The 23,586-nt window shown below is 69.7% G+C and carries 26 protein-coding genes and 3 pseudogenes; 18 read left to right on the forward strand and 11 right to left on the reverse strand.

The genetic code is table 11. The features are described from left to right. Nucleotides 1–48: 48 nt before the first annotated feature. From G7085_RS25245 to G7085_RS25285, 9 genes are all read left to right on the forward strand, one after another. Nucleotides 49–534 (forward strand): biotin carboxylase N-terminal domain-containing protein, encoded by a 486-nt coding sequence (locus tag G7085_RS25245; protein WP_231979370.1) that lies wholly within the window; start codon nucleotides 49–51, stop codon nucleotides 532–534. Continuing rightward, a complete protein-coding gene (locus tag G7085_RS25250) occupies nucleotides 534–1,214 on the forward strand; it encodes an ATP-binding protein (RefSeq protein ID WP_231979371.1) in 681 nt (226 codons plus the stop codon). The genes G7085_RS25245 and G7085_RS25250 overlap by 1 nt, the downstream gene beginning before the upstream one ends. After that, the gene (locus G7085_RS25255; protein ID WP_331715964.1) at nucleotides 1,190–1,357 is read left to right on the forward strand and encodes a hypothetical protein; all 168 of its coding nucleotides are present in this window, start codon (nucleotides 1,190–1,192) and stop codon (nucleotides 1,355–1,357) included. The genes G7085_RS25250 and G7085_RS25255 overlap by 25 nt, the downstream gene beginning before the upstream one ends. Continuing rightward, nucleotides 1,327–1,800: a hypothetical protein gene (locus tag G7085_RS25260; RefSeq protein WP_231979372.1), complete on the forward strand. Its 474-nt coding sequence runs from the start codon at nucleotides 1,327–1,329 to the stop codon at nucleotides 1,798–1,800. Before G7085_RS25255 ends, G7085_RS25260 begins: the two co-directional genes overlap by 31 nt. Continuing rightward, nucleotides 1,788–1,985, forward strand: coding sequence for an acetyl-CoA carboxylase biotin carboxyl carrier protein subunit (locus G7085_RS25265; protein ID WP_331715577.1), 198 nt, complete (start codon nucleotides 1,788–1,790; stop codon nucleotides 1,983–1,985). The genes G7085_RS25260 and G7085_RS25265 overlap by 13 nt, the downstream gene beginning before the upstream one ends. Beyond that, nucleotides 1,985–2,674 carry a hypothetical protein gene (locus G7085_RS25270; protein WP_231979373.1) on the forward strand — a complete coding sequence of 230 codons (690 nt, stop codon included), beginning with the start codon at nucleotides 1,985–1,987 and terminating at the stop codon, nucleotides 2,672–2,674. Before G7085_RS25265 ends, G7085_RS25270 begins: the two co-directional genes overlap by 1 nt. After that, nucleotides 2,671–2,934, forward strand: coding sequence for a hypothetical protein (locus G7085_RS25275; protein ID WP_231979374.1), 264 nt, complete (start codon nucleotides 2,671–2,673; stop codon nucleotides 2,932–2,934). Before G7085_RS25270 ends, G7085_RS25275 begins: the two co-directional genes overlap by 4 nt. Nucleotides 2,935–3,013: 79 nt before the next feature. Then, entirely contained in the window at nucleotides 3,014–3,832 is an 819-nt protein-coding gene (locus G7085_RS25280; RefSeq protein WP_331715578.1) for a hypothetical protein, read from the forward strand. Between the two features lie 26 nt (nucleotides 3,833–3,858). Next, the gene (locus G7085_RS25285) at nucleotides 3,859–5,538 is read left to right on the forward strand and encodes a carboxyl transferase domain-containing protein (protein WP_331715579.1); all 1,680 of its coding nucleotides are present in this window, start codon (nucleotides 3,859–3,861) and stop codon (nucleotides 5,536–5,538) included. 41 nt (nucleotides 5,539–5,579) lie between these two features. Here G7085_RS25285 and G7085_RS09460 read toward each other — a convergent pair whose 3' ends face one another. From G7085_RS09460 to G7085_RS09470, 3 genes are read right to left on the reverse strand one after another with little or no spacing between them, the layout of a single operon-like run. Next, nucleotides 5,580–5,831, reverse strand: coding sequence for a helix-turn-helix domain-containing protein (locus G7085_RS09460; RefSeq protein ID WP_197510770.1), 252 nt, complete (start codon nucleotides 5,829–5,831; stop codon nucleotides 5,580–5,582). Continuing rightward, entirely contained in the window at nucleotides 5,831–6,163 is a 333-nt protein-coding gene (locus tag G7085_RS09465; RefSeq protein ID WP_231980124.1) for a DUF2975 domain-containing protein, read from the reverse strand. The genes G7085_RS09460 and G7085_RS09465 overlap by 1 nt, the downstream gene beginning before the upstream one ends. Beyond that, nucleotides 6,127–6,336 carry a hypothetical protein gene (locus G7085_RS09470; RefSeq protein WP_197510772.1) on the reverse strand — a complete coding sequence of 70 codons (210 nt, stop codon included), beginning with the start codon at nucleotides 6,334–6,336 and terminating at the stop codon, nucleotides 6,127–6,129. Before G7085_RS09470 ends, G7085_RS09465 begins: the two co-directional genes overlap by 37 nt. 405 nt (nucleotides 6,337–6,741) lie before the next feature. Here G7085_RS09470 and G7085_RS09475 point away from each other — a divergent pair, with 405 nt between their 5' ends. From G7085_RS09475 to G7085_RS25300, 5 genes are all read left to right on the forward strand, one after another. Next, nucleotides 6,742–6,960 (forward strand): hypothetical protein, encoded by a 219-nt coding sequence (locus G7085_RS09475; RefSeq protein WP_197510773.1) that lies wholly within the window; start codon nucleotides 6,742–6,744, stop codon nucleotides 6,958–6,960. A 414-nt stretch (nucleotides 6,961–7,374) separates the two neighbouring features. Continuing rightward, the gene (locus G7085_RS25290; RefSeq protein ID WP_231979375.1) at nucleotides 7,375–8,028 is read left to right on the forward strand and encodes a helicase domain-containing protein; all 654 of its coding nucleotides are present in this window, start codon (nucleotides 7,375–7,377) and stop codon (nucleotides 8,026–8,028) included. Continuing rightward, the gene (locus tag G7085_RS25295; protein ID WP_231979376.1) at nucleotides 8,016–8,873 is read left to right on the forward strand and encodes a helicase domain-containing protein; all 858 of its coding nucleotides are present in this window, start codon (nucleotides 8,016–8,018) and stop codon (nucleotides 8,871–8,873) included. The genes G7085_RS25290 and G7085_RS25295 overlap by 13 nt, the downstream gene beginning before the upstream one ends. Before the next feature lie 59 nt (nucleotides 8,874–8,932). Beyond that, nucleotides 8,933–9,061: a hypothetical protein gene (locus G7085_RS30025; protein ID WP_269451824.1), complete on the forward strand. Its 129-nt coding sequence runs from the start codon at nucleotides 8,933–8,935 to the stop codon at nucleotides 9,059–9,061. Then, a complete protein-coding gene (locus G7085_RS25300) occupies nucleotides 9,054–9,239 on the forward strand; it encodes a hypothetical protein (RefSeq protein WP_231979377.1) in 186 nt (61 codons plus the stop codon). The genes G7085_RS30025 and G7085_RS25300 overlap by 8 nt, the downstream gene beginning before the upstream one ends. Nucleotides 9,240–9,426: 187 nt before the next feature. On the opposite strand, the gene G7085_RS09485 is transcribed toward G7085_RS25300, so the two are convergent. Both G7085_RS09485 and G7085_RS09490 read right to left on the reverse strand, forming a co-directional pair. Next, nucleotides 9,427–9,612 carry a hypothetical protein gene (locus G7085_RS09485; RefSeq protein WP_197510774.1) on the reverse strand — a complete coding sequence of 62 codons (186 nt, stop codon included), beginning with the start codon at nucleotides 9,610–9,612 and terminating at the stop codon, nucleotides 9,427–9,429. Continuing rightward, complete coding sequence (locus G7085_RS09490; protein ID WP_197510775.1) at nucleotides 9,587–10,378, reverse strand: pirin family protein; 792 nt, start codon at nucleotides 10,376–10,378, stop codon at nucleotides 9,587–9,589. The genes G7085_RS09485 and G7085_RS09490 overlap by 26 nt, the downstream gene beginning before the upstream one ends. 135 nt (nucleotides 10,379–10,513) lie before the next feature. On the opposite strand from G7085_RS09490, the gene G7085_RS09495 reads away from it, so the two are divergent. After that, entirely contained in the window at nucleotides 10,514–11,671 is a 1,158-nt protein-coding gene (locus tag G7085_RS09495; protein ID WP_331715580.1) for an FAD-dependent oxidoreductase, read from the forward strand. Here the strand turns inward: G7085_RS09495 and G7085_RS09500 are convergent. The 4 genes from G7085_RS09500 to G7085_RS09510 form a co-directional block, all read right to left on the reverse strand. Continuing rightward, nucleotides 11,643–12,791 (reverse strand): DUF2207 domain-containing protein, encoded by a 1,149-nt coding sequence (locus G7085_RS09500; protein WP_197510777.1) that lies wholly within the window; start codon nucleotides 12,789–12,791, stop codon nucleotides 11,643–11,645. The genes G7085_RS09495 and G7085_RS09500 overlap by 29 nt on opposite strands. A 120-nt stretch (nucleotides 12,792–12,911) precedes the next feature. Then, nucleotides 12,912–13,223, reverse strand: coding sequence for a hypothetical protein (locus tag G7085_RS32440; protein ID WP_408647084.1), 312 nt, complete (start codon nucleotides 13,221–13,223; stop codon nucleotides 12,912–12,914). Next, a complete protein-coding gene (locus tag G7085_RS09505; protein ID WP_331715582.1) occupies nucleotides 13,217–14,617 on the reverse strand; it encodes an ABC transporter ATP-binding protein in 1,401 nt (466 codons plus the stop codon). Before G7085_RS09505 ends, G7085_RS32440 begins: the two co-directional genes overlap by 7 nt. Nucleotides 14,618–15,047: 430 nt before the next feature. Further along, entirely contained in the window at nucleotides 15,048–16,370 is a 1,323-nt protein-coding gene (locus G7085_RS09510) for a citrate synthase (protein WP_197510778.1), read from the reverse strand. Between the two features lie 319 nt (nucleotides 16,371–16,689). Between G7085_RS09510 and G7085_RS09515 the strand changes: the two are divergent. From G7085_RS09515 to G7085_RS09525, 3 genes and pseudogenes are all read left to right on the forward strand, one after another. Next, a pseudogene (locus tag G7085_RS09515) lies at nucleotides 16,690–17,942 on the forward strand (MFS transporter). Between the two features lie 3 nt (nucleotides 17,943–17,945). After that, a complete protein-coding gene (locus tag G7085_RS09520; protein WP_197510779.1) occupies nucleotides 17,946–19,772 on the forward strand; it encodes a DEAD/DEAH box helicase family protein in 1,827 nt (608 codons plus the stop codon). Next, the gene (locus G7085_RS09525; RefSeq protein ID WP_197510780.1) at nucleotides 19,769–20,506 is read left to right on the forward strand and encodes a hypothetical protein; all 738 of its coding nucleotides are present in this window, start codon (nucleotides 19,769–19,771) and stop codon (nucleotides 20,504–20,506) included. The genes G7085_RS09520 and G7085_RS09525 overlap by 4 nt, the downstream gene beginning before the upstream one ends. A 480-nt stretch (nucleotides 20,507–20,986) precedes the next feature. On the opposite strand, the pseudogene G7085_RS09530 reads toward G7085_RS09525, so the two are convergent. Beyond that, a pseudogene (locus G7085_RS09530) lies at nucleotides 20,987–21,972 on the reverse strand (malate dehydrogenase). Continuing rightward, nucleotides 21,969–23,260 (reverse strand): annotated as a pseudogene (locus tag G7085_RS09535) (aldehyde dehydrogenase family protein). Before G7085_RS09535 ends, G7085_RS09530 begins: the two co-directional pseudogenes overlap by 4 nt. Between the last annotated feature and the right edge of the window lie 326 nt (nucleotides 23,261–23,586).

The raw sequence follows: 23,586 nt of genomic DNA on the forward strand, positions 1-23,586 counted from the left end.
TGCGGAACAGTTGCATAGTCCGACGCCTGTCGTGCCCCAGGAGGTTCAATGTTCAAGCGCATCGCGATCGTCAACCGTGGCGAATCCGCCATGAGGCTCATCCATGCCGTCCGCGATCTCAATGCCGAACACCCCGATCGGGAGCCCATCACCACCATCGCGCTGTTCACCGACGGCGAACGCTCCGCGATGTTCGCCCGCGAGGCGGACGAGGCCTTCTGCATCGGCCCCGCGTCCGAGCGTCCCTACCTCAACCACGATCTCCTCGCCCGCGTGCTGCGGGAGGCCCGCGCCGACGCGGTGTGGGTCGGCTGGGGCTTCGTGGCGGAGGACGCCTCGTTCGCCGACCTCGTAGAGAACCTCGGCATCACCTTCATCGGCCCGTCCGGCGATGCGATGCGCAGGCTCGGCGACAAGATTGGCTCGAAGCTGCTGGCCGAGGAGGTCGGCGTGCCCGTCGCGCCCTGGTCGCGCGGCGGCGTCGACACGCTCGACGAGGCCCTCGCAGCCGCAGACCACATCGGCTACCCCTGATGCTCAAGGCGACCGCGGGCGGCGGAGGCCGGGGAATCCGGCGTGTCGACTCCGCGGCCGACCTGTCAGACGCCTACCAGCGCACCCGCGACGAGGCGGAGCGCGCGTTCGGCTCGGGAGTGGTGTTCCTGGAGAAGCTCGTCACCGGTGCCCGACACATCGAGGTCCAGTTGATCTCCGACGGCGAGACGGCCTGGGCGCTCGGCGTACGCGACTGCACGATTCAGCGCCGCAATCAGAAGATCATCGAGGAGTCCGCCTCCCCGCTCCTCACGCCGGATCAGACGGCCGAGGTGAAGGCCTCGGCGGAGCGGCTCGCCCTCAAGGTGGGCTACTGCGGCGCGGCCACCGTCGAGTTCCTCTACCATCCCGCTGACCACCTGTTCGCGTTCCTCGAGGTGAATACTCGCCTGCAGGTGGAGCACCCGATCACCGAGGTCACCAACGACTTCGACCTGGTCAAGGCCCAGATCCACGTCGCATCGGGCGGGAAGCTCACCGAGCGACCCGACGAGTTCGGCCACGCGGTCGAGGCCCGCCTCAACGCCGAGGATCCCGACCGCGACTTCGCACCGTCGCCGGGAAGGATCGCCCGCCTTGACCTCCCGGCCGGCCCGGCATCCGCGTCGACACCGGCGTCGCCGAGGGTGACACGATCCCCGCCGACTTCGACTCGATGATCGCCAAGATCATCGCGAGCGGCCGCACCCGCGGCGAGGCGCTGGGCCGGCTGCGGCGCGCCATGCGCGAGACCACCGTCGTGATCGAGGGGGCGCCACGAACAAGAGCTTCGTGCTCGAACTGCTCTCCCATCCCGAGGTGACCGGGCCGGCCGCGGGTGGTGGGGCCCGCCGCGCGAGCGTGGCCTGGGCCGACACCGGCTGGATCGACCGGGTGCGCGCCGAGGGCGGGCTCGTGGCCGACGAGCATGCGGGCATCGCGCTGGTGGTGGCCGCCATCGAGGCGTACGAGGAGAACGTCGCGATGGAGACCGAGCGGCTGTTGAGTACCGCCCAGGGCGGACGCCCGCAGACGCAGCACAAGTCGGGAGCGGCCGTCGAGTTGAAGCTCCGCGGCGTCGTCCACCAGGTCGCCACCTACGCCACGGGCCGGGCAGCTACCGCGTCGTGGTCGACGGCCAGGGAACTGAGGCGGCGATCACCCGCCTCGACGACGTGCACGGTCGCGTCCGCGTGGGCGACGAGACCTTCCGCATCGTCACGGCTGCCCACGGCCCGGTGCACCTCATCGAGGTGGACGGCGTGATGCACCGCGTCTCGCGCGACGAGGGCGGCGTGCTGCGCTCCCCCGCACCTGCGCTGGTCGTCGCGACCCCGGTGGCCGTCGGCGACACCGTCGAGGCCGGGGCCCCGATCGTGGTGCTCGAGTCGATGAAGATGGAGACGGTCATCCCCGCCCCTTCGCCGCGCGCATCAAGGAGCTGCACGTGATGACCGGCTCGCAGGTGGAGACCATGGCTCCGCTGGTGAAGTTGGAGCCGCTGGGCGGCGACGAGGAGGCCGACTCCGCGGCCCCGGCCCACATCGACCTGCCTGCCCCGCTGCACGACGCGGACGCGAAGGCACGCTGCGACCGGCTGCGCGCCGAGCTGTGCGCGATCCTGATGGGCTTCGACACCGATCCCTCCCGCAGGGTGCTGGACGAATATCTCGCGGCCCGCGAGGACGTGCTCGCGGAGGGCGGTGACGTGCTGACCGGGGAGACGGCGTTCATCGGCCTGTTCGCCGATCTGGCCGAGCTCTCCCGGAACCGCCCATTCGGCGAACAGGACCACACCGAGCTGCGCATCCACTCCGATCGCGAGCACCTGCACCGCTACCTGACCACGCTCGACGTCGACCGGGCTAAGCTACCCGGCCAGTTCGTCGACCGCCTCGGCCGCGTGCTGCGCCACTACGGCGTCGAGTCGCTCGACCGCACGCCGCAGCTGGAGGCCGCGGTCTTCCGCATCTTCCTGGCGCAGAAGCGGGTCGCCGCCGACGTGCCGCTGGTGCTCGGCATCCTCGACAGGTGGATGACCGGCCCTGCCCCGACGCCGCGCGCGCCGACTCCGCGCGGGCCGACCTCGAGCGCGTGCTGCGCGCGACCCAGCTGCGCTTTCCCGCCGTCGGCGACATGACCCGATCGATCCGGTTCCGCTGGTTCGACCAGCCGCAGGTCGACCTGGAGCGGGCCTCGGTGCTGGCCGGCTTCGGCGACGAGGTGGAGGCCCTCGCCGCTGCCCCGGACGCCCCCGACCACGCGGAACGGATCGCGCGACTGGCCGCGGTGCACGAGTGGACCGCCGACTACCTGGCGCTGCGGCTCGGTCGCGGTGTTCCCGCCGTCGAACCGATGCTCGAGGTGCTGCTGCAGAAGTACTACGCCCCTACGATCTGAGCGACGTGGCACCGACGACGGTGGACGGTCGCGCCGTGCTCACCGCCCGCTACGTGATTGAGGGCACCCCCGCCGCTTCGTGGCCACCCTCGGCACCTCTGCAGAGTTGGGCGTGGACGGTCCGCTGCGGCGCATCCTGGGCGACGCGTTCGCGGCCCGCGAGGCTGGCGACGACGCCGTCGGCGAGCTGTACGTGCTGTGGGACGTACAGCCTGGTACCGGAGAGGTGGTGGCACAGCTCTCGGCCACCCTCACATCGTGGGGTTTCGGGCCTGAAGTCAAACGGATCGCCGTGGGTGTCTGCACGGCCGACGGCGAGGTGCAGTACTACACGTTCCGCCTCGAGGATGGGATCGCATCCGAAGACGAGCTCGTCCGCGGCGCTCACACCATGGCGGGTCGCCGGCTCGACCTGTGGCGCCTGTCGGAGTTCGACATCACCCGCCTGCCCGCCACCGACGATGTGTGGCTGTTCGAGTGCGTCGCGAAGTCGAACCCGGACGACCGACGGCTGGTCGCGATGGCCCAGGTGCGCCAGTTGGCCGCGGTCCGCGACCGCGACGGTGGCCTGGTCGGGCTTCCGCACGCCGAGCGTGCCGTCTCCAACTGTCTCGAGGCGATCCGCCGCACCCGCGCGTCCCGCGGCTCCGCGGGTAACAAGCTCGACATGAACCACGTCTGGGTGGATGTGTGGCCGGAGATCGACCTGTCTCTCGATGACATCAAGCCGCTGCAGTCGAAGATCACCCCGCTGTCCGACGGCGCGGGCATCGAGGAGGTGCTCTGCCAGGGCCGGTTCCGGCAGGGTGACCGTCTCACCCCACTCGCACTGCGGTTCCACGCTCAGCCCGGCGCCGGCGTCACGACCACCGTGGGCCGCCCCCGTCGGAGCCGCTGAAGCCGCTGGACGACTACCAGGGCAAGGTGCTGCGCGCCCGTCGACGCGGCCTCGTCTACCCGTATGAGCTGTCCGCCACCCTGGCGGGCGAGGGCGGTTCGCTCACCGAGCTCGATCTCGATGCGGACGGCCGTCTCGTGGAGGTTAACCGGGAGCCCGGTCGCAACAGGGCAGGCATCATCGTGGCCAGGGTCGTCACCCCGACCGCGCTGCACCCTGAAGGCATCACCCGCATCGTCCTGTCGGGCGATCCGACGAAGGGCCTCGGCGCCGTCGCGGAGCCCGAGTGCTCCCGCATCATCGCCGCGCTCGACCTCGCCGAGCAGCTTGGTGTACCCCTGGAGTGGTTCACGCTCAGCTCGGGTGCCAAGATCTCGATGGACTCCGGCACCGAGAACATGGACTGGGTCGGCGCGGCGCTCAAGCGCGTCGTGGAGTTCACCCAGGCCGGCGGCGAGATCAACATCGTCGTGGCGGGCATCAACGTCGGAGCGCAGCCGTACTGGAACGCCGAGGCCACGATGTTGATGCACACGTCGGGCATCCTCGTGATGACGCCGGATTCGGCGATGGTGCTCACCGGCAAGCAGTCGCTCGACTTCTCCGGCGGCGTCTCGGCTGAGGACAACTTCGGCATCGGCGGCTACGACCGCGTGATGGGCCCCAACGGCCAGGCGCAGTACTGGGCGCCCAATCTGGGCGCGGCGATGGAGATCCTGCTCACCCACTACGACCACACGTTCGTGGTGCCCGGCGAGGAGGGTCCACGCAGGGCCACGACGACCGACCCGTCCGACCGCGACGTGTCCGACTTCCCGCACCACTGCGACGGCTCGGAGTTCACCACCGTCGGCCAGATCTTCTCGGCCTCCCACAACCCTGACCGCAAGAAGCCGTTCGACATCCGCACCGTGATCGCCGCGGTCACCGACCAGGATCACGCGCACTCCGAACGCTGGGCGGGCATGGCCGAGGCCGAGACGGCGGTCGTGGTCGACGGCCGGATCGGCGGTCACTCGGTGGCCGTGCTCGGCATCGAGTCCAAGCCGGTCCCCCGCGCAGGCTTCCCTCCCACCGACGGCCCCGACACCTTCACCGCGGGCACCCTGTTCCCGCAGTCGTCGAAGAAGGCTGCCCGCGCCATCAACGCCGCTTCGGGCAACCGCCCGCTCGTCGTGCTGGCGAACCTGTCCGGCTTCGACGGGTCACCCGAGTCGATGCGCAACCTGCAGCTCGAGTACGGCGCCGAGATCGGCCGCGCCATCGTCAACTTCCGCGGCCCGATCGTGTTCGTGGTGATCTCCCGCTACCACGGCGGCGCGTTCGTGGTGTTTTCCAAGAGCCTGAACCCCAACATGACCGTGCTTGCGGTCGAGGGCAGCTTCGCTTCGGTGATCGGCGGCGCCCCGGCCGCGGCGGTCGTGTTCGCGCGCGACGTCGAAAAGCGCACCGCGGCCGATCCGCGGATCAGCGGGCTCGACTCGCGCCTCCGTTCAGCCGAGGCGCAGTCGAAGGCGGAGCTGAGGGTGGCACTGGACACGCTGCGCAAGGCGGTGCGCGCCGAGAAGATCTCGGAGATCGCCGCGGAGTTCGACGGGGTGCACAACATCCACCGCGCCGTGGAGGTGGGCTCGGTGGACAAGGTGATCGCTCCCGCCGAGATCCGGCCGGCGATCATCGCCACCATCGAGGCGTTCCGGGGCTGACCCGGACGCGGACGCCCACGACCAGTGGGTGTCCGCGGGCCTCACCGGCCCGCCGCAACCGCCCCGTCGACCAGGTCGCTCAGTTCGCCGTCGGGTTCCCAACGCAGCAGGTCCCCGGGCTGACAGTCCAGGGCGCGGCAGAGGGCATCCAGGGTGGAGAACCGGACCGCCTTGGCCCGGCCGTTCTTCAGCACGGCGAGGTTCGCCGGCGTGATGCCGACGAGCTCGGCGAGGGTGCCGACGGCCATCTTCCGGCGGGCCAGCATGACGTCGATATCGACGATGATCGCCATCACCACTCCCCGCCACTAGACGACCTGATCCAGCTCGGAGCGGAGGTTGCGCACCTCGCCGGCCTGGTCGATGGCCTGCCGCAGCAGCCTGCGGAGCACGAGCACGAGCAGCGCGATACCCCCAGCACCAGGGAGGCGCCGCAGATGAGCCCGACCATCCCGGGGGCGACGTCTCCCGGTGCCAGCAGCACTCCGAGCGCGAGCGCGAGCAGAGAGGCAGCCACGAAGGCCCCGATGACGACGTCGACGTAGCGGAACGACGCCTCGGAGAAGACCGATCCGCGGCGCACAAGTGTCAGGAGGCGCCAGATGCACACCGCGAACACCTGCATGGTGAGCACCGCCAAGCCCCCGATGGCGACGAACGCGACACGCGCCCATCCCGGACACCGGGGTCGTCCAGGTCGTTCCAGACGGTGGGCAGGATCATCACCTGCACCACGAGCGACCCGGCCAGCGACAGCGCGATCACGGCCTTCAGCACGCCTATCGTGACATTGCCCATCTCGGACCTCCTCCACGCCCTTCGCCGAAAATCTATCGTTTTACGATAGCTTTCTCAAGACAGTCGACAGATCCGGCGGCAACCCGCCCTGGCGAAGCGGCCCACCCGCGGAGGATGAGCCCATGACGACTCTGCGACCCATGACCTTCCGGGACGCCGCCGCCCTGCACGCGTCCTTCGCCACGCTCGGCTGGGACAAGCCGGCCGCCCTGTTCGAGGAGTACGCGCGACTTCACGCCCGCGGAGAGCGGGTCGTCCTCGTGGCGGAGGTCGACGGCGAACCTGCCGGCTACTGCACCCTGCGGTGGGCAGCCAACTATCCCCCGTTCCGGGCGGCGGGCATCCCGAACTCGTGGATCTCAATGTGCTGCCCGGTACCGGCGGCACGGCATCGCAACCCTGCTGATGGACGCGCTGGAGGCGGCCGCCGCGGAGCGGTCGGACACGATCGGCCTCGGCGTCGGGCTGTACGCCGACTACGGCCCTGCCCAGCGGATGTATGTCCTGCGCGGCTACGTACCCGACGGGCGGGGCATCGTCTACGCCGACGAGCAGGTCGCTCCGGGCGGATCGATCCCCATCGACGACGACGCCTGCCTGATGTTCACCAGGCGCCTGCGGTAGGAGGGCCTCCCTCGACCAACCGGCCCTTCCGGGGGACACGTTACGGAAGGCCCGGGGCCTTCCGTACCTCCAATCTATACCGGGCAGGGGCCTTGTGGCAAGGCCCAACCGCGGAGCAGAATCGCTCTCCTGCACCGCCGCCCCGCCCTCACCCGAGGGCCCTGGGCGGCATCGGTCAGGAGGAACGCCCATGCAGCTGTCCGTCTTCAACCTTCCCCCGCGCGCCACGCCAAGGCCGACCCGACCCTGATCGGACCCGACGACGAGCGCCTCACCGCGATCGCCGCCACCCTGGCGACACAGGTCGCCGAGGCCGGGCGCCGCCTCGATGAGCTCCGGCTCGAGCCGGCGGGGAACGGCCGCAAGGCCCTCGACCGCGACCTCGCGATCCACCACCTCACCTCCCGGTTGGGAGTGCTGCGGCGCTTCGGGGTCGACGTGTGCCTCGGCAGGATGGTGCCGACCGACGGGAGCGACCCGGTGTACGTCGGGCGCGTCGGACTCACCGACTCCGACGGCGATCCGCTCCTGATCGACTGGCGGGCTCCGGCCGCCGAGCCGTTCTTCGCCGCCACCCACGCGGCACCGGCCGGGCTCGCCAGCCGCCGCCGCTACCGGTGGCGCGACGGCCGCGTCGTCGACTACTGGGACGAGGTGTTCAGCGGCGAGGTCGGCCCCAGCGCGGCACACGACGACCAGTCGGCCTTCATCGCGAGCCTGGCCGGGCGCAGGACGAGCCGGATGCGCGACGTGCTGGCCACGATCGCGTCCGATCAGGACGCCGTCATCCGCGCCGACGCAGACGGGGCGCTGGTGGTCGACGGTGGGCCGGGCACCGGCAAGACCGTCGTGGCGCTGCATCGCGCGGCGTACCTGCTCTACGAGGACCCACGCCTCGGCAGCCGCGGCGGGGTGCTCGTGATCGGCCCGCACCGCGGCTACCTCCATTACGTCGCCGACGTGTTGCCGGCCCTCGGGAGGACGGCGTCGCCGTCGCCACGCTCGCGGACCTCGTCCCCCAGGGCAGGGACGCCGGGCCCGAGACCGACCCCGAGGTGGCGCGCCTGAAGTCCTCTGCCCGCCTGCAGGACGCCGTCGAGGCGGCGGTCGCGTTCTACGAGGAGGCCCCGACGGACGCGCTGACGGTGGAGACGGCCTGGTCGGAGGTCGAGGTGGAGGCCGCGGACTGGCAGGAGGCGTTCGGCTCACCCGAGCCGGGCACGCCGCACAACGAGGCGCGCGACGACGCCTGGGAGGCGTTGCTCGACATCCTCGTCGACAAGCACGGGGGCGACGACGACCTGGATGAGGCCGACGTGCGGGCCTCCCTGGCAGGCAACGGGGAACTGCGCGACGCCTTCCGCGCGGCCTGGCCGATCCTCCACGCCGACGACCTCGTCTCCGACCTGTGGTCGGTCCCGGCGTACCTCAGGCTGTGCGCACCGTGGCTCTCCCCGGAGGAACGGGTGACCCTGCGCAGGCCCGAGGGGTCACCGTGGACGCAGGCAGACCTGCCGTTGCTCGACGCCATGCGCCGCAGGCTGGGCGATCCGGCCGCCTCGGCCCTGCGGCAGCGCGGGGCGACCGCGATCGCGGAGAACCGCGCCTACATGGACGACGTCGTGTCAGGGCTGCTCGCCTCCGACGACGACCCCGAGTCGCCCCTGCCCTACCTGAACCGGGCCTCGATCCGCGAGGCCCTGATCGATCGCGACGTCGCTCCGGCAGGGAAGCGCGACGCTCTTGCAGGGCCGTTCGGGCACATCATCGTCGACGAGGCGCAGGAGCTGACGGACGCGCAGTGGCAGATGGTGCTGGCCCGGTGCCCCTCGCGCGCCGTCACGGTCGTCGGGGACAGGGGCCAGGCCCGCGACGGCTTCCCGAGAGCTGGGACGAGCGCCTCGCGCGGGTAGGGTTCGGGGCCGTCACCACCCGCACCCTCACCCTGAACTACCGCACCCCGCGGCAGGTGATGGAGGCCGCGGAACCGGTGATCCGCGCCGTGCTGCCGGACGCCAACGTGCCCGAGTCGGTGCGGGAGGGTCCCCGGTCCGCTACCGACCCGCCTCCGACCTCGGCCTGTTGGTGGACGGGTGGTTGACCGGGCACGAGGAGGGATCGTCGCGGTGATCGGCGAGCCGGGGTATCCGTCGTCCGAGCGGGTAAGCAGCCTCACTCCCGAGTTGGTGAAGGGCCTCGAGTTCGACCTGGTCGTGCTGGTGCGCCCCGACGAGTGGGGTGACGGCATCCGCGGGCTGTCGACCGCTACGTCGCCATGACGCGGGCGACCGACGAGCTGGTCATCCTCAGCTGAGCGGCCGAGGTACGCCAGCGCCTGCGACGCCTCTTCCTGCTCCCACTGCCGGCAGCGGTGGCGGGCCGGACCGACAGCCCCGGCGCAAGCCTTCTCCCGAACCCACTCCAAGGGCCGACGGTCCGCGATCTACGCTCAGACACCGGCGCGCATCAGGCCTCCCGACCGCGGCGGAAGCGCCGCTTGAGCGTGCCATCGGGCAGCTCCGGGGCCCGCAGGCGCGGCACCGGGCCGCGGTATCCGGGCACGCGGCCGAAGCGGTCGTCAGGCGCCTCGTTCCACTCGGAGCGGAGCCGCGCGATGTCCTCGTGGCTACGGCCGATGAAGTTCCACCACATCACGATCCCTCGTCGAACGGTTCCCCGCCGAGCAGCATGATCCGGGCTGGCGCGTCGGTCGGGTTGTGCAGCCGCAGGTGGCCGAGGCCCGCGTCGCGGACCCCGAGGACGCTGTTGTCGAGGCGCACACCATCGAACTCGACGTGACCGGTGTCGACGAGGACGCCGTGCTCGAAGCCCGGGTCGACCTCGGTCTCCCAGGTCGTGCCCGGGCGAGCCAGATCTCGGAACCGAGCAGCGGCGTCTCGGTGTGCACCGGCGAACCGGACGCGCCGAGCGAGCCGATGAACGTGCGGGCCTGCACACCGGGGTGGTCGTCCCAGACCTCCGGCTCGTGATGCTGGAACTCCCGGGTGAGGTCCTTCGCCCGGTCGGGCAGCACCACCCACAGCTGCACCCCGTGCAGGGCGGCACGGCTCCTCGTCGACACCTCGGAGTGGGAGATCCCGTATCCCGACGTCATCAGGTTCACCTGCCCGGGCAGCACCATGGCGTGCACGCCACCGGAGTCACGGTGCTCGATCTCGCCGGAGAACAGCCAGCTGACGGTCTGCAGCGACGTGTGGGGTGGGGCGGCACGTCCATGCAGGCGCCCTCTTCCGGGCCGTAGTGGTCGATGAAGCACCAGGCGCCCACGAAGGATCGGCGCAGGTTCGGCAGCGTGCGCCGCACCCGGAGGGCGTCCTCGCCCCGAGCGCGACGTCCTTCGGCGGGAACGTGTCGACCAGGTCGGGACGATGCTCGAACGGGACGGGCAGTCGAGCACGGGGCGTCGGTCTCGGTGTTGCTCATGGCGGCTCCTCTCCTCCGAACACCATCCCCCGGGGTAGGCGGCCGGTCAAGGTCCCGGACAACCCGGTTGCCGGGCGGGTTAGGCTCGTCGACGAAGGGGTGCCAGGAAGTGAGAGCTGTCGACGCCATCGTCATCGGGGCGGGTCAGGCCGGGCTTTCGGCCGCTTACCACCTGCAGCGCCTCGGCATCGACTTCGTCGTCCTCGACGCCAACGAGCATCCCGGCGGGGCATGGCAGCACCGCTGGGATTCCCTGACGATGCGCGACGTGCACGGGGTGGCCGACCTGCCGGGTATGCCCGTGCCGGACCTCGACCCGACGGCGCGCGCGAACGAGACGGTGCCCGCCTACTTCGCCAGCTATGAGGCCCACTTCCACCTCCCGGTCGAGCGCCCCGTCACGGTCACCTCCGTGACCCCGGAGGGCCCGTCACCGGACGCGCTCCTCACCGTCGACACCTCCGACGGACGCTGGTCCACCCGCGCCATCGTCAACGCCACCGGTACCTGGGACACGCCGTTCCTCCCCTACTATCCCGGCGCCCGAGACTTCACCGACCCACAGTTCCACACGGCCAGCTACCCGGGCCCCGAGTTCTTCCGCGGTAAGCGGCTGGTGGTGGTCGGAGGTGGCGCCTCCGCGGTCCAGTTCATCGGCGAGCTGGCGGGCATCGCCTCCGGCATCGTCTGGGTGACGCGCCGCGAGCCGGTGTGGCGAACCGGGGACTTCGACCCGGAGGCCGGGCGCGAGGCGGTCGCCATGGTGGAGGACCGCGTCCGGCGTGGCCTGCCTCCCCGCTCGGTGGTGAGCGTCACCGGGTTGGCGCTGCGCCCACAGGAGCGCAGGGCGGCGGAGATGGGCATCTACGAGGCACGCCGCCCGATGTTCGACCATGTTGAGGCGGACGGTGTGCGCTGGGCCGACGATTCTTTCGAGCGTGCCGATGCGATCGTCTGGGCGACCGGGTTCCGGGCCAGCATCGGGCACCTCACGCCCCTGCGGCTGCGTGGCGTGAGCGGGGGCATCCAGCTGGAGGCGCCCCGCGACCCGCACACGTACACAACTGCCGCCCGTGATGGGCGCATCCACTTCGTCGGCTACGGGCCCTCCGCCTCGACGATCGGTGCGACGCGGGCGGGCGGGTGGCCGCGCTCGCCGTCCGCGACCAGTTGGCCCGCTGACCCTCGCTGCGCCCTGTGGAGTCCGCGTCCAGGGTTCTCCTGCCCGCAGGTTCGCGCTAGAAGTCGAAGTCGAGGTCGGAGATGAAGTCGCCGATGCCCTCCACGAAGCCTCCCAGCCCGTCCGCCACGTCACCGATGCCGCCGAGCACGTCGCCGATGTCGAACATCGCATCGAAGTCCCCGAACATCGCCATGGAGTAGGCGAAGTCGACGCCCAGATCCATCCACAGCAGACCCTCCATGATGCCGCCGTCCCCGAAGCCACCACCCTCGCTGGCCTTCGCCACATCCCCGAACACCTTCGCCCAGTGCGCGGCGACGCCGAACACCAGCGCGTAGGGAAGGTAGCGGCTGAAGATGCCCGCGGCCTCCTCGGAGCTGAACTGGTCGGCCTCCGCCGTCGCAAGGTACTTCTTGAAGCCGAGCGCCTGGATCATCGCCGCGGTGCCGGTCGCGGTGCGGGGCACGCGCCTCTTGACGCGCCTCGCCGCGAAGACGGCAGCGCCGATCAGGATGCCCGCCGAGAGGAGGGTCCACAGCGAGAGCGTGTTGACGAACATCAGGAGGCAGTAGGCACCCAAGGCGATCCAGCCGAGGGCGGCGAGGCATCCGGCCGACTTCGAGCGGGGGTCCTTGTCATACCAGCCGTTGTTGACCGTCTGCGCGTACAGCTCGTTCTGCAGGCCACGCACATCTCCACCGCGGAGCTGCGTCCAACGGCTCATCAGGACGCCGTTCGCGTCCGCAACCGAGAACAGCGAACGGAGCAGCCGCTCCTCGAACGGGTCGAGGCGGTCGCCGGCAGGTTGAGGATCGACAGCGGTGATCTGCCAGTCGCGGGCCTTCTTCTTCGGATCCGCCTGCCGCTTGGCGTCGGCGTCCACCGCCTTGATCCTCAACCAGCCGCGCACCGCGAGATCGACGACGGTGGCGGTGATGTCGCGCATCTCGGCCTGCCCGTCGACGATGGTGCCGACGAGCCCCGGGCGGAGCCCGCGCGGCGGCGAGAACGCGACGGCGACCTCGCCGGAGTACTCACGACCCGGCTGCACCTTCGTGATGGGCGCCGACTGCCCCACGGGTGGCACGAGGCCCGGGGTCAGCCCGACGAAGATCCGGTCGTGGAAGAACCGGTTGGCGAGCGCTCCGACGGCGAACAGCGCGCCGGAGCCGAGGACCGCGATGACCAGAAACCCGAGTTCCATGGAAGACATGCCTCCCATTGTGTCGGACGAGGCAACCAGCCGCACCGGCGCCGATCGGCGGTCTCGAGGAGCTCAGGCCCCGGTCGCGGAGTCAGCGTCAGGCCATGCGCCCCGCGCCGGTCAGCGGACGATGTCGTAGCGGGCGAGCTTTGCCTTGTCCGCCTTCGACGTCGAGCCCTGCAGCGCGAGCAGCTCGGCGTAGATGCCACCGGTGGTCGCCAACTCGGCGGGCGTGCCGACCTCGTCGACCCGCCCCTCACGCAGCGTGACGATCCGGTCGACCGAGGAGATCGTCGACAGGCGGTGCGCGATGATCAGCGTGGTGCGTCCCTCCATCAGCTCGTCGAGCCCGGCCTGGACGGCCCGCTCGGCCTTGGTGTCCAGCGAGCTGGTCGCCTCGTCGAGGATCAGGATGGGTGCGTCCTTCAGCAACGCCCGCGCGACGGACAACCTCTGCTTCTGCCCCCGGACAACTTGATGCCCCGCTCGCCGATCTCGGTGTCGAAGCCGTCCTTCAGCCGGTCGATGAACGTCAGGGCGTTGGCGCGGCGCGCCGCGGTGGCGAGCTGCTCGTCGGTCACGCCGTCGATCCCGTAGGCGATGTTCTCCCGGATGGTGCCGCTGAACAGGCTCGCATCTTGGAACACGACGCCGATCTCCCGGCGCAGCAGCTCGGACGGCACGTCGTGCACCGACTGGCCGTGCACGTGGACGGTGCCGGAGGTCGCCGGATACAGCTTCATCAGCAGGTTCACCAGCGTCGTCTTGCCGCCGCCCGACTCGCCGACGAACGCCACCCGCTCACCGCGGTTGATGGCGAGGTCGATGTTCTTGAGCACCAGGTCGGTGGTGTCGCCGTAGCCGAAGCTGACGCCGTCGAAGGAGACAACCGGGTCGTCGTCGCCCCACGCGACCGTGGGCTGTTCCGTGGCCACGTCGAGCGCGAGCGGGCTGTTCGGCTCGTCGATCTCGGCCATCACCTTGAAGAACTCCTCGCTGCCCGCGATCGCGCGCTGCGTGGTGTCGACCAGGTAGCTCATGCCGGTGACCGGCTGCTTCGCCATGTTGACCAGCTGGATCAGCATCACCATGACGCCGATCGTGAAGGCACCCTGCGCAGTCTGCACGAAGATGATGGCGAAGATGACGAAGAACACCACGTCCAGCACAGCGCGGCGCAGGGTATCCATCTTGTGCCAGAACGCGGACTGCTCCGCGGTCAGCGAGACGGCGTCATCGTAGTGGCCGCCGAAGCGGGCCAGTTCGTTCCGCTCGGTGACGAAGGACTTCACCACGCGCATCTGGCCGACGACCTCGGCGAAACGGCCGCCCGCGATGTCGTAGTGGTCGTTCTTCCTGTGCTCCCAGACCTGCCACTTCTTCGAGGTGAGCGCGGTGAGCCACACGAACGCCGGGTAGATGATGATCAGCAGCAGCGCGAGCCACGGCGAGTAGACCAGAGCAATCACCAGGACAGCGAACACGGTGATCAGCATCGGGAAGAAGTTGTTGGAGAACATCTGCAGGAAGTCGGTGATCGACGTGATCGACCGGTTCAGCCGCGAGATGATCGTGCCGGTGAGCTCGTTGTCGTAGTAGCGCTGGGGAAGGCGCAGCAGCTTGTGGTAGTAGCGCCGCGACAGGATGGCACGCAGCCGCGTCGCCATCAGGTCACCCCAGTACCCCGTCAGGTTCGTCAGCAGGGTGTTGGCAAGCGACAGCACGAGCAGCGCCCCGGCGAGCCAGATCAGCGTCGAGATCTCACCCCCGTGGCCGCCCACGATCCCCACGACCACATCGGTGGCTCGTGCGATGACGAACGGCATCAGCAGGGCGGTGGCCGCGATGGCGATGGCCCGACGATGATGCCGAGATATAGGTGCCACAGCTCCCTGGCCGTGGACAGGATCCTGACGATGCTTCGCATTTCTTGTTTCTCCTCCGGCCGAAACTCTAGACGGCGGCGGAAGGAACACCTAAAGGCTCCGGCTCGGCCCTCCCGTGATCTCATTCGGGGCACTTCCGGTGTTCACGGGCCCGCCGTCGCCTCGATCGCAGGGTGGCGCATGCAGACGAGGGCAGGTGCCTCCGGTTGCCTCCTGCTCGTCCTTCCTTGATGAGAAGGGCACCCACTCGTCAACGCACCCGTCGGCTGGTGACGACAAAGAAGGGCAGGCGGCCGAGGCCACCTACCCTTCTAATTCATTGGCGCCAACCCCACGATCGCGGAGCCCGGTGACGCCTCAGACTGTTGTGTCAGCGCTCGTTGACCGGCACGTAGTCGCGCTTCTCAGGGCCGACGTAGATCTGGCGCGGGCGGCCGATCTTGCGGCCGGGCTCGGCGTGCTGCTCACGCCACTGCGCGATCCAGCCGGGGAGCCGGCCGAGGGCGAACAGCGCCGTGAAGTGCTGGGCCGGGAAGCCCATCGCCTCATAGATCAGGCCAGTGTAGAAGTCGACATTCGGGTACAGCTTGCGCTCGATGAAGTAGTCGTCGCTCAGCGCCGCCTGCTCCAACTCGAGGGCCATGTCGAGAAGGTGGTTGGAGCCGCCGGAGTTGCGCAGCAACTGGTCGGCGTGGCCCTTGATGATCTTGGCCCGGGGATCGTAGTTCTTGTAGACGCGATGCCCGAAGCCCATGAGCTTCACACCAGACTTCTTGTCCTTGACCTGGGCCACGAAGTCCTTGATGTTGAGGCCCTCCTTCGAGATCTCACGCAGCATCTCGAGCACGGCCTGGTTCGCGCCGCCGTGCAGCGGACCGGAGAGGGCATGGACTCCCGAGCTCATCGAGGCGTAGATGTTCGCGTCGGCGGAGCCCACGAGGCGCACCGTCGAGGTGGAGGCATTCTGCTCGTGGTCGGCGTGCAGGATGAAGAGCGTCTCGAACGCGCGGACGACGTCGGCGTCGATCTCGTACTCCTCCTGCGGCGTGCCGAAGGACAGCCGCAGGTAGTTCTCCACGTAGCCGAGCTTCGTCTGCGGGTACAGGAACGGTGCGCCCACCGACGACTTGTACGCGTACGCGGCCAGCGTCGGCATCGAGCCGAGGAGCCGGAGGCTGGCCTCCTCGACCTGCTCGTGGTTGTGCACGTCGAGGGTGTCACGGTTGAACGACCCGAGGGCGGTGACGCCCGCGGCGAGCACCTGCATGGGGTGGGCGCCGCGCGGGAACGCGCGGAAAAGTTCCCGCATGCGCTCATCGAGCATCATGCGGCGGGCGATCTTGCCGTTGAATGTGTCGAGCTGCTCCTGGGTGGGGAGCTCACCGTAGATGAGGAGATACGCGACCTCGATGAAGGTGGCCTTCTCGGCCAGCTGCTCGATCGGGTAGCCGCGGTACTGGAGGATTCCCTTGTCGCCATCGATGAAGGTGATCGCCGAGACGCACGATGCGGTGTTCACGAAGCCGGGGTCGAGCGTGGTCACGCCCGTTGTCGACAGCAGCTTGCCGATGTCCAGCCCGTTGTTGCCCTGTGTGGCCTTCACCGTCGGGAGCGGGAGTTCGGCATCCCGTACCTGAGGACTCCGCTTTCGGTCATGCGATTGCCTTTCTCTGCGATTCCTGGCGGCCGCCATGGGCGCCGGGCAGCCTCTCTTGGGCTCTGCGGAACCCCACCATACAGCCCTCCGTGAACAACCCGGAAGGCTCGTTCGCGGCCGGGGCGGCCCTGGACAGGAACCGGCACCGTGGCTGTACGGACCACAGGGAGGCTCTGGCTACCCATCATGACCGAGCCTCGATCCCTGGCTGGGGAATCGACGAAGGTTAATGGATGGCTTCGGTTCGCGGCCCGGTACACAGTAGGTTGACGGCGTGAGCACCCCAGCACCGGCGGCACCCAGGACCGCCCTCTCCTCCTCCAAGGCCTCCACCCGGAAGGTCCTTGCCTGGGCCATGTGGGACTGGGGAACCCAACCATACGCAAGCGTCATCACGACCTTCGTGTTCTCCGTCTACATCGTCAGCAGCGCCTTCGGCGAGAACGATGTGCTCACCCAGAGGCTCGCGTGGGCGACCGCACTGTCGGGCCTGTTCGTGGCGCTGCTCGCTCCGGTCCTCGGGCAGGGTTCCGACCGCAGGGGTCGCCGCATGTTCCACCTGCGGTGGCAGACGTGGCTGCTCGCGGCCATCTCCGCGGCCATGTACTTCGTGGCGCCGTCGCCCGAGTACTTCTGGCTGGGCGCGATCCTGCTGGCGGGCGGCAACGTGGTGGCGGAGATCGCCAACGTCAACTACTACGCCGCCATCGACCAGGTCTCGACGCAGCGCAACGTCGGCCGGGTCAGTGGGTTGGGCTGGGGGCTCGGCTACCTCGGAGGCATCTCCATCCTGTTGCTGATCATCGTCGTGCTCGGCGCCGACTTCCCCGCCTCCGACGTGCGGCTCGCCATGCTGATGTGTGGCGCGTGGACCCTGCTGTTCACCATCCCCATCTTCGTCGCGCTGAAGGACCGCAGGCCCTCCGAACCGGTCGAGAAGCTGGGCGTCGCGGGCTCGTACCGGCAACTGTTCGTGTCGATCCGGGATCTCTGGCGCACATCGCCGAACACGGTGTTCTTCCTGCTGGCTTCCGCGCTCTTCCGCGACGGCCTGGCCGGCGTCTTCACCTTCGGCGGCGTGCTCGCCGCAGGCACTTTCGGCTTCGAGTTCAGCGAGGTGGTCATCTTCGGCGTCGTTGCCAACGTGGTCGCGGGCGTCGCCACGATGCTGTTCGGCCTGTTGGACGACCGGGTCGGCCCAAGGCCGTGATCGTCTTCTCGCTCGCCTGCCTCGTCGCCCTCGGCATCGGCATCTTCCTCCTGCACGACGGCGGAAAGCCGGTCTTCTGGGTGCTCGGCCTGCTCATGTGCCTGTTCGTCGGGCCGGCCCAGTCGGCCAGCCGCAGCTTCCTGGCCCGCCTGATCCCGGAGGGCATGAGCGGCGAGATCTTCGGTCTCTACGCCACCACCGGCCGTGCGGTGAGTTTCCTCGCCCCGACGCTGTTCGGGGTAGGGATCGCCTTGGGCCACATCGTGCTCGACGACCCGGCGACCGACACCCAGTACTGGGGCATCCTCGGCATCGTGCTCGTGCTGCTGGTCGGGCTGGTCGTGGCCCTCGCGGTGAAGGAACCGGCCCGTCCGGATCACGCGCCCGGGACGGCCTGAGGGGTGCGCTGGAGGCGCCACCAGCGCGAAGCCCTCGACGCTGTCGACGGGTCGACCGACGCCAGGCACTGGGTGGTGCTTCCTCCCGGGGCCGGCAAGACACTCGCCGGGGTCGGGGCCGCAGCGGCCTGGGAGCGACCCGTCGTGGCGTTCGCCCCCAACGTTGCGATCGTCACGCAGTGGCGGGCCGCCTGGGAGTCGTTCACGGGTGAGCGCGCCACCTCCGAGCGTGACCTGCCCACCGGTTTCACCGCACTCACCTACCAGTCGCTTGCCGTGTTCGACGGCGAGGCCGACGGCGGATCGCAGAAGGCGCGGCTGCACCCGAACGGGCTGGCGCTCGTGGAGCGGCTGCACGACGCGGGCCCCATCACGCTGGTGCTCGACGAATGCCACCACCTCCTCGAGGTGTGGGGCGATCTGCTGGACGAGATCGTCGCCGGGCTCCCCGATGCCATCGTGCTGGCCCTGACCGCAACCCCGCCGGACATGCTGACCGCGGCCCAGGCGGCCCGGGTGGAGCGGCTGTTCGGCGACATCACGTACCAGGCGGGGATCCCCGCGCTCGTGGCGGAGGGCGACCTGGCCCCGTTCGCCGAGTTGGCCTGGTTCACGACCCCGTCGACGCGGGAGGAGGAGTGGCTCGACGACCGCGCCGCACGGGCGCGCGAGTTGGTCTCTGAACTCACCCGGGTCGACGTCGTCGACGTGCCGCTGCTGGCCTGGGTGGGGCTGCACGACTGGCGCGACCTGGAGCCGGACATCGCGGACGCGGTCGTGCGGCTTGCGCTGTCCGGTCATCTCGACCTGCCGGAACATTCCCGGGTGCAGGAACGGCACCGCCGCGACGTGACGCTGGAGGACTGGCTGCTGGTGGCCGACGGCTGGCTCGCGGGCCTGGCGAAGGAGGACGGCGCCGGCCACGCCTTCCAGCGGCGGGTGGCGAAGCTGCTGCCCGGCGTGGGATACCGCTGGACCCGGCACGGGATCCGGCCCGGCCAACCGCTGGTCGACCGCGTGCTGAGTCGTTCGTCGTCGAAGGCCCAGGCCACGGTCGAGATCGCGGCCCGCACCCTGGCCGAGGATCCAGAGGCGCGGCTGCTCGTACTCACCGACCATGCGCGGGCGGCCGCGCTGCCCGCCGACCTGGACGGCATCGTCGAGCCGCAGTCGGGTTCGGTCGGCTGGCTGCTTGAGGCATTGGTGGCCGACGACCGGCTGGCCGACGCCCGGCCCATCGCCGTCACGGGTTCGAGCATCGGCGCCGAGGCCCATGTGCTGCGCGAGTTGCTCCCCGACGAGGCCTTCGACGCCACCGAGGGCGTCGTCGTGCTGGAGGGTACCGCCGCCGACAGGTGGCTTCTGGCTGCGACCGAGGCCCTGAACGCGGGCTGGACCCGCTGCCTCGTCGGCACCCGCGGTCTGCTGGGTGAGGGGTGGAATGCCCGCGCCGTCAGTGGGGTGATCGATCTGACCACCGCCACCACGTCGACGGCGATCGTGCAGACGCGCGGCAGGTCGCTGCGCACCGACCCCGGGCGCCCCGACAAGGTGGCGGTGAACTGGACGGTGACGTGCATCGCACCTGACCGGCCGCAGGGTGACGCCGATTATCGACGGTTGGTCCGCAAGCACACCGGCTGGTTCGCCGTCGATGAGGAGGGCGACGTGGTCGACGGGGTGGCTCATCTCGACTCGTGGCTGAGCCCGACCGCTCCCCGGCCGAGATCGGGTCGCTCAATGCCCGGGCCATGGCGCGCGCCGTCGACCATGCCTCGATCCGTGAGGCGTGGTCACGGGTCGATCCGGAGCGCACGGATGCGGTGGTGACCCTCCGGATCACGGCCGACCGCGGCCCCGTCGCCGTATCGGGCTCTCCCCTTCGTTCCCCCGCGGAGCTGGCGCCCAGGGCGCCGGTCGGCGCCGCCGGACTGGGCGTCGTCGCGGCTGGGATCGCGGGCGGGCTGGGGGTCATCGCGGGGCCGGTGGCCGCGGTGCTGATCGCGGTGTTCCTGGTCGCGTTCGTCGGCGAGTGGCTCTTCCGGGCTGCGCGCGTCCGCTCGGCTCTGACTGCGGAGCCCGCAATCTCCGACTACGCCCGCGCCGTCGCCGATGCCCTGCGCGACGCCGGCGAGTCGCCGGTGGGCGCCGAGGGCGTGCGCGTCGAGGTGACCTCCGGCGGTGAGACCCGGGTGCACCTCGAGGGCGTCGACGAGTCGGTCACGCTGCTGTTCGCGACCGCCGTCTCGGAGGTGATGGGCCCCATCGAGCAGCCCCGCTATCTGATCTCGCGCCCCGTCTGGGACCGGCGGCCCCTCTCGTTGAGGGACGCGCTGAGGCCACCGGCCGCCGACCGTGAGGTGTGGCATCAGGTGCCGGCCGGTTTCGCCCGGACGGCCGCCCGCGCCGAGCGGTTCCGGGTGGCGTGGGCGCGCTGGGTCCGCGACGGAAGGGTCGTCTACACGGGCAGCCCCGAGGGCGCCGGGCTGGCGACCGCACTGCGGTGGAGCTCCCCGTTCGGCGAAGACGCGGGCCTGCGGATCGTCGAGCGCCGCCACTGGTGAGGCGCCCCGCCCGCCCATTCGGAAAAATCGGCCAGTAGCCCATTCTGGTTGGTCAGCCTGAAAGTTCCGGCCACTGACCGGCCCCATGTGCGGCCGTGAAGGTCACCCCGAGCAGAGAAGAGAGGCGGCAAAGAGCTGAGCCCCGGCACGAGGAGAGGATGATGGTACCGGAGGGCCTGGCGTGCGTGAGCTGTTCCGCGACCTGCAAACCATCACAAACCGCTTGACAACACATAGGAGCAGGCGACGTCTCGTACCTCGCCGCCGGCCCGGCTCAACCGACTGCTACTGGCCGACCCCGACGACCACCCCGACCGGCGCAGAAACCCGAGTAGAGCCCACCTGCCTGTGGTCGGGTACCTGCCCATCGTCGGGGGTGGTTTCAGCACAAACCGCCTGGTGACCCTTGACAACACATAGGAGCCTCACGACAGGCGGTCGACTCCGTCGACACCAGTCAGGTTCACCCAGCAATCCGGATCAGATCAGACCCAACCCAGCGACGGCCTCAGCCTCCCGCCGAAGCTCCTCAACCGAAGCATCCAATTTCGACCGACCGAAGGCATTCATCTCCAAGCCCTGAACGATCGACCAGTCCCCGCGGAGCAGGTCACCGGGAACGACGACACCAGACCGTCAGGCACACCGTAGGACCCGTCGCTCGGCACGGCCATCGAGGTCCATACCCCTGGTTCGGTGCCCAGCAGCCAGTCCCTGGCGTGCTCGATCGTCGCGTTCGCCGCCGAGGCCGCACTCGACGACCCGCGCGCCGCGATCACCGCCGCGCCACGGGCAGCCACCTCAGGGATGAAGTCGAAGTTCAACCAGGCGTCGTTCCCGATCCACGTCGCCGCCGACACCCCGTTGATCCGGGCGTTGAACAGATCCGGGTACTGCGTCAGCGAGTGGTTTCCCCAGATCGTGACCCCCTCGACCGCATCGACGGGCAGGTTCGCCTCCCGCGCGGCCATGGAGCGGGCGCGATTGTGGTCGAGCCTCGTCAGCGCCGTGAACCTCTCCCTCGGCACGCCGGGCGCGTTGCGGTACGCGATCAACGCGTTCGTGTTGGCCGGGTTGCCGGTGACGACGACCCGCAGATCATCGGCCGCGACATCGGCGAGCGCCCTCCCCTGTTCGGTGAAGATCGCACCGTTTGCGGCAAGCAGGTCGGAGCGCTGCATGCCCGCCTTCCGCGGCATGGCGCCCACGAGCAGCGCCAGGTTGGCCCCGTCGAACACCTGCCTCGGGTCCGACCCGATCTCGATCCCCGCGAGGAGCGGGAACGCGCAATCGCTGAGCTCCATGACCACGCCCTCGAGCGACCTGAGCGCACCGGGCACCTCCAACAGCCGCAGCTCGACCGGCCGGTCGCCGGCCAGGTCACCGGCGGCGATCCGGAAGAGCAACGAGTAGCCGATCTGCCCGGCGGCGCCGGTGACGGCGATCCGTAGCGGCCGCATGGTCAGCGGACGTTGAGGTCGTCGACGAGCACGCAGCGGCGGGTGCGGGCGAAGTTGCGGGTCCGGGTGAGGCCCTCACCGGTCGGCCCGGCGATGGTGAACGTCGAGTACCCCTCGCCACCGATGCCGATGCCGTTGAACGACGGCCCGTTCTTCACAAAGATCGTGGTCTGGATCTCGCGGCCCATCTTCGTCAGCATCTTGACGTCGCGCGAGTGCATGATCGCCGTGTGCCGGTTGCCGTGCTCGAGTTCCACGGCGAGCGCGATGGCCGTCTCGACATCGGGCACCCGCACGATGCCGAGGATCGGCATCATCAGTTCGTGCACCACGAACGGGTGGTCGGCGGCGGCCTCGCACACGATGAGCCGGACCCGACGGGCGGCTCGACGCCGATGGCGCGCAGGATCTCGGCTGCGGGCTTGCCGACCCAGCCGGTATCGGGGCCGGTGCCCTTCGGGTTGAGGACGAGCCGCTCCAGCTTGGCGACCTCGTCGGCAGTGGCCTCGTAGGCGCCGGCCTTGATCATGTTGAACTTCAGCAGGTCGGCGATCGACTCGACGGCGATGCATTCCTTCTCGGCGGTGCACGGCAGGTTGTTGTCGAAGCTCGCTCCGTCGACGATGCTCTTGGCCGCGTGCTCGAGGTCGGCGGTGGAGTCGACGACGACGGGCGGGTTGCCCGCGCCCGCGCCGATGGCCTTCTTGCCCGAGCTGAGGACGGTGCGCACGATGCCGGGGCCACCGGTGGCGACGAGCATCTTCACGCTCGGGTGCTCGATCATGGCGTTGGTCGCCTCGATGGACGGTTCCGCGACGGTGACGATGAGGTTGTCGGGGCCCCGACGGCACGGAGCGCCTGGTTGAGCTGGCGCACCTGCCACACGGACAGGTTCTTGGCACGCGGGTGGGGGCTGAACACGACGGCGTTGCCTGCGGCGAGCATGCCGATGGCGTTGCAGATGATCGTCTCGGTCGGGTTGGTGGTGGGCGTGATGGCCCCGATGACACCGTAGGCGGAGTACTCGACGGTGGTGAGTCCACCGTCGCCCGACCAGGCGGAGGTCTCGAGGTCCTCGACGCCGGGGTGTTCTCGGCGGCGAACTTGTTCTTGAGGTATTTGTGGGCGACGTCGCCCATGCCGGTCTCGATCACGGCCTGCGCGGACATGTGGTCGAGGTTCTCGGGCGGAGCATGACCTCACGGATGGCCGCGACGTAGCGTCGACGCTCTGCCATGGAGCAGCGCCGGTACTGGTCGGCCGCGGTGGCAGCGGCCTCGATGGCGCTCTGCATGTCGGCGAAGACGCCGTCGCCTACGGTGTCGGCCGATCCGGCCGGAACCTGGGCGAGCACCTTACGGATGACGGCCTCAATCTGGGATGCGTCGATCGTCATGACATTTCTCCAAACACTTGATTCATCGCAAAGTTCAGGATTTCGCAGTCTTCTTCGACGGTTCCGCCGGAGACGCCCAGCCCACCGAGCAGTTGGCCGCACGCGAATACCGGCTCGCCGCCCCGAAGAGGACGACGCGCCCCTGGTTGCCGTCGGCCAACCCTGGAGGGCGGTGGAGGCGGCCCGGCCGAGCGCGGCCGTGGACTGCTTGAATGCCGCCGCGC

The organism is Tessaracoccus coleopterorum, from assembly GCF_011174705.1.
Taxonomy (GTDB): domain Bacteria; phylum Actinomycetota; class Actinomycetes; order Propionibacteriales; family Propionibacteriaceae; genus Arachnia; species Arachnia coleopterorum.

What these genes read in the sequence shown, in the direction of transcription:
- G7085_RS25245 (WP_231979370.1), top strand. Translation starts at nt 49, where the DNA reads ATGTTCAAGCGCATCGCGATCGTCAACCGTGGCGAATCCGCCATGAGG.
- G7085_RS25250 (WP_231979371.1), top strand. Translation starts at nt 534, where the DNA reads ATGCTCAAGGCGACCGCGGGCGGCGGAGGCCGGGGAATCCGGCGTGTC.
- G7085_RS25270 (WP_231979373.1), top strand. Translation starts at nt 1,985, where the DNA reads ATGACCGGCTCGCAGGTGGAGACCATGGCTCCGCTGGTGAAGTTGGAG.
- G7085_RS25275 (WP_231979374.1), top strand. Translation starts at nt 2,671, where the DNA reads ATGACCCGATCGATCCGGTTCCGCTGGTTCGACCAGCCGCAGGTCGAC.
- G7085_RS09460 (WP_197510770.1), bottom strand. Translation starts at nt 5,831, where the DNA reads ATGGCGATCATCGTCGATATCGACGTCATGCTGGCCCGCCGGAAGATG.
- G7085_RS09465 (WP_231980124.1), bottom strand. Translation starts at nt 6,163, where the DNA reads ATGCAGGTGTTCGCGGTGTGCATCTGGCGCCTCCTGACACTTGTGCGC.
- G7085_RS09470 (WP_197510772.1), bottom strand. Translation starts at nt 6,336, where the DNA reads ATGGGCAATGTCACGATAGGCGTGCTGAAGGCCGTGATCGCGCTGTCG.
- G7085_RS09475 (WP_197510773.1), top strand. Translation starts at nt 6,742, where the DNA reads ATGGACGCGCTGGAGGCGGCCGCCGCGGAGCGGTCGGACACGATCGGC.
- G7085_RS30025 (WP_269451824.1), top strand. Translation starts at nt 8,933, where the DNA reads ATGGAGGCCGCGGAACCGGTGATCCGCGCCGTGCTGCCGGACGCCAAC.
- G7085_RS09485 (WP_197510774.1), bottom strand. Translation starts at nt 9,612, where the DNA reads ATGTGGTGGAACTTCATCGGCCGTAGCCACGAGGACATCGCGCGGCTC.
- G7085_RS09500 (WP_197510777.1), bottom strand. Translation starts at nt 12,791, where the DNA reads ATGGAACTCGGGTTTCTGGTCATCGCGGTCCTCGGCTCCGGCGCGCTG.
- G7085_RS09505 (WP_331715582.1), bottom strand. Translation starts at nt 14,617, where the DNA reads ATGCCGTTCGTCATCGCACGAGCCACCGATGTGGTCGTGGGGATCGTG.
- G7085_RS09510 (WP_197510778.1), bottom strand. Translation starts at nt 16,370, where the DNA reads ATGGCGGCCGCCAGGAATCGCAGAGAAAGGCAATCGCATGACCGAAAG.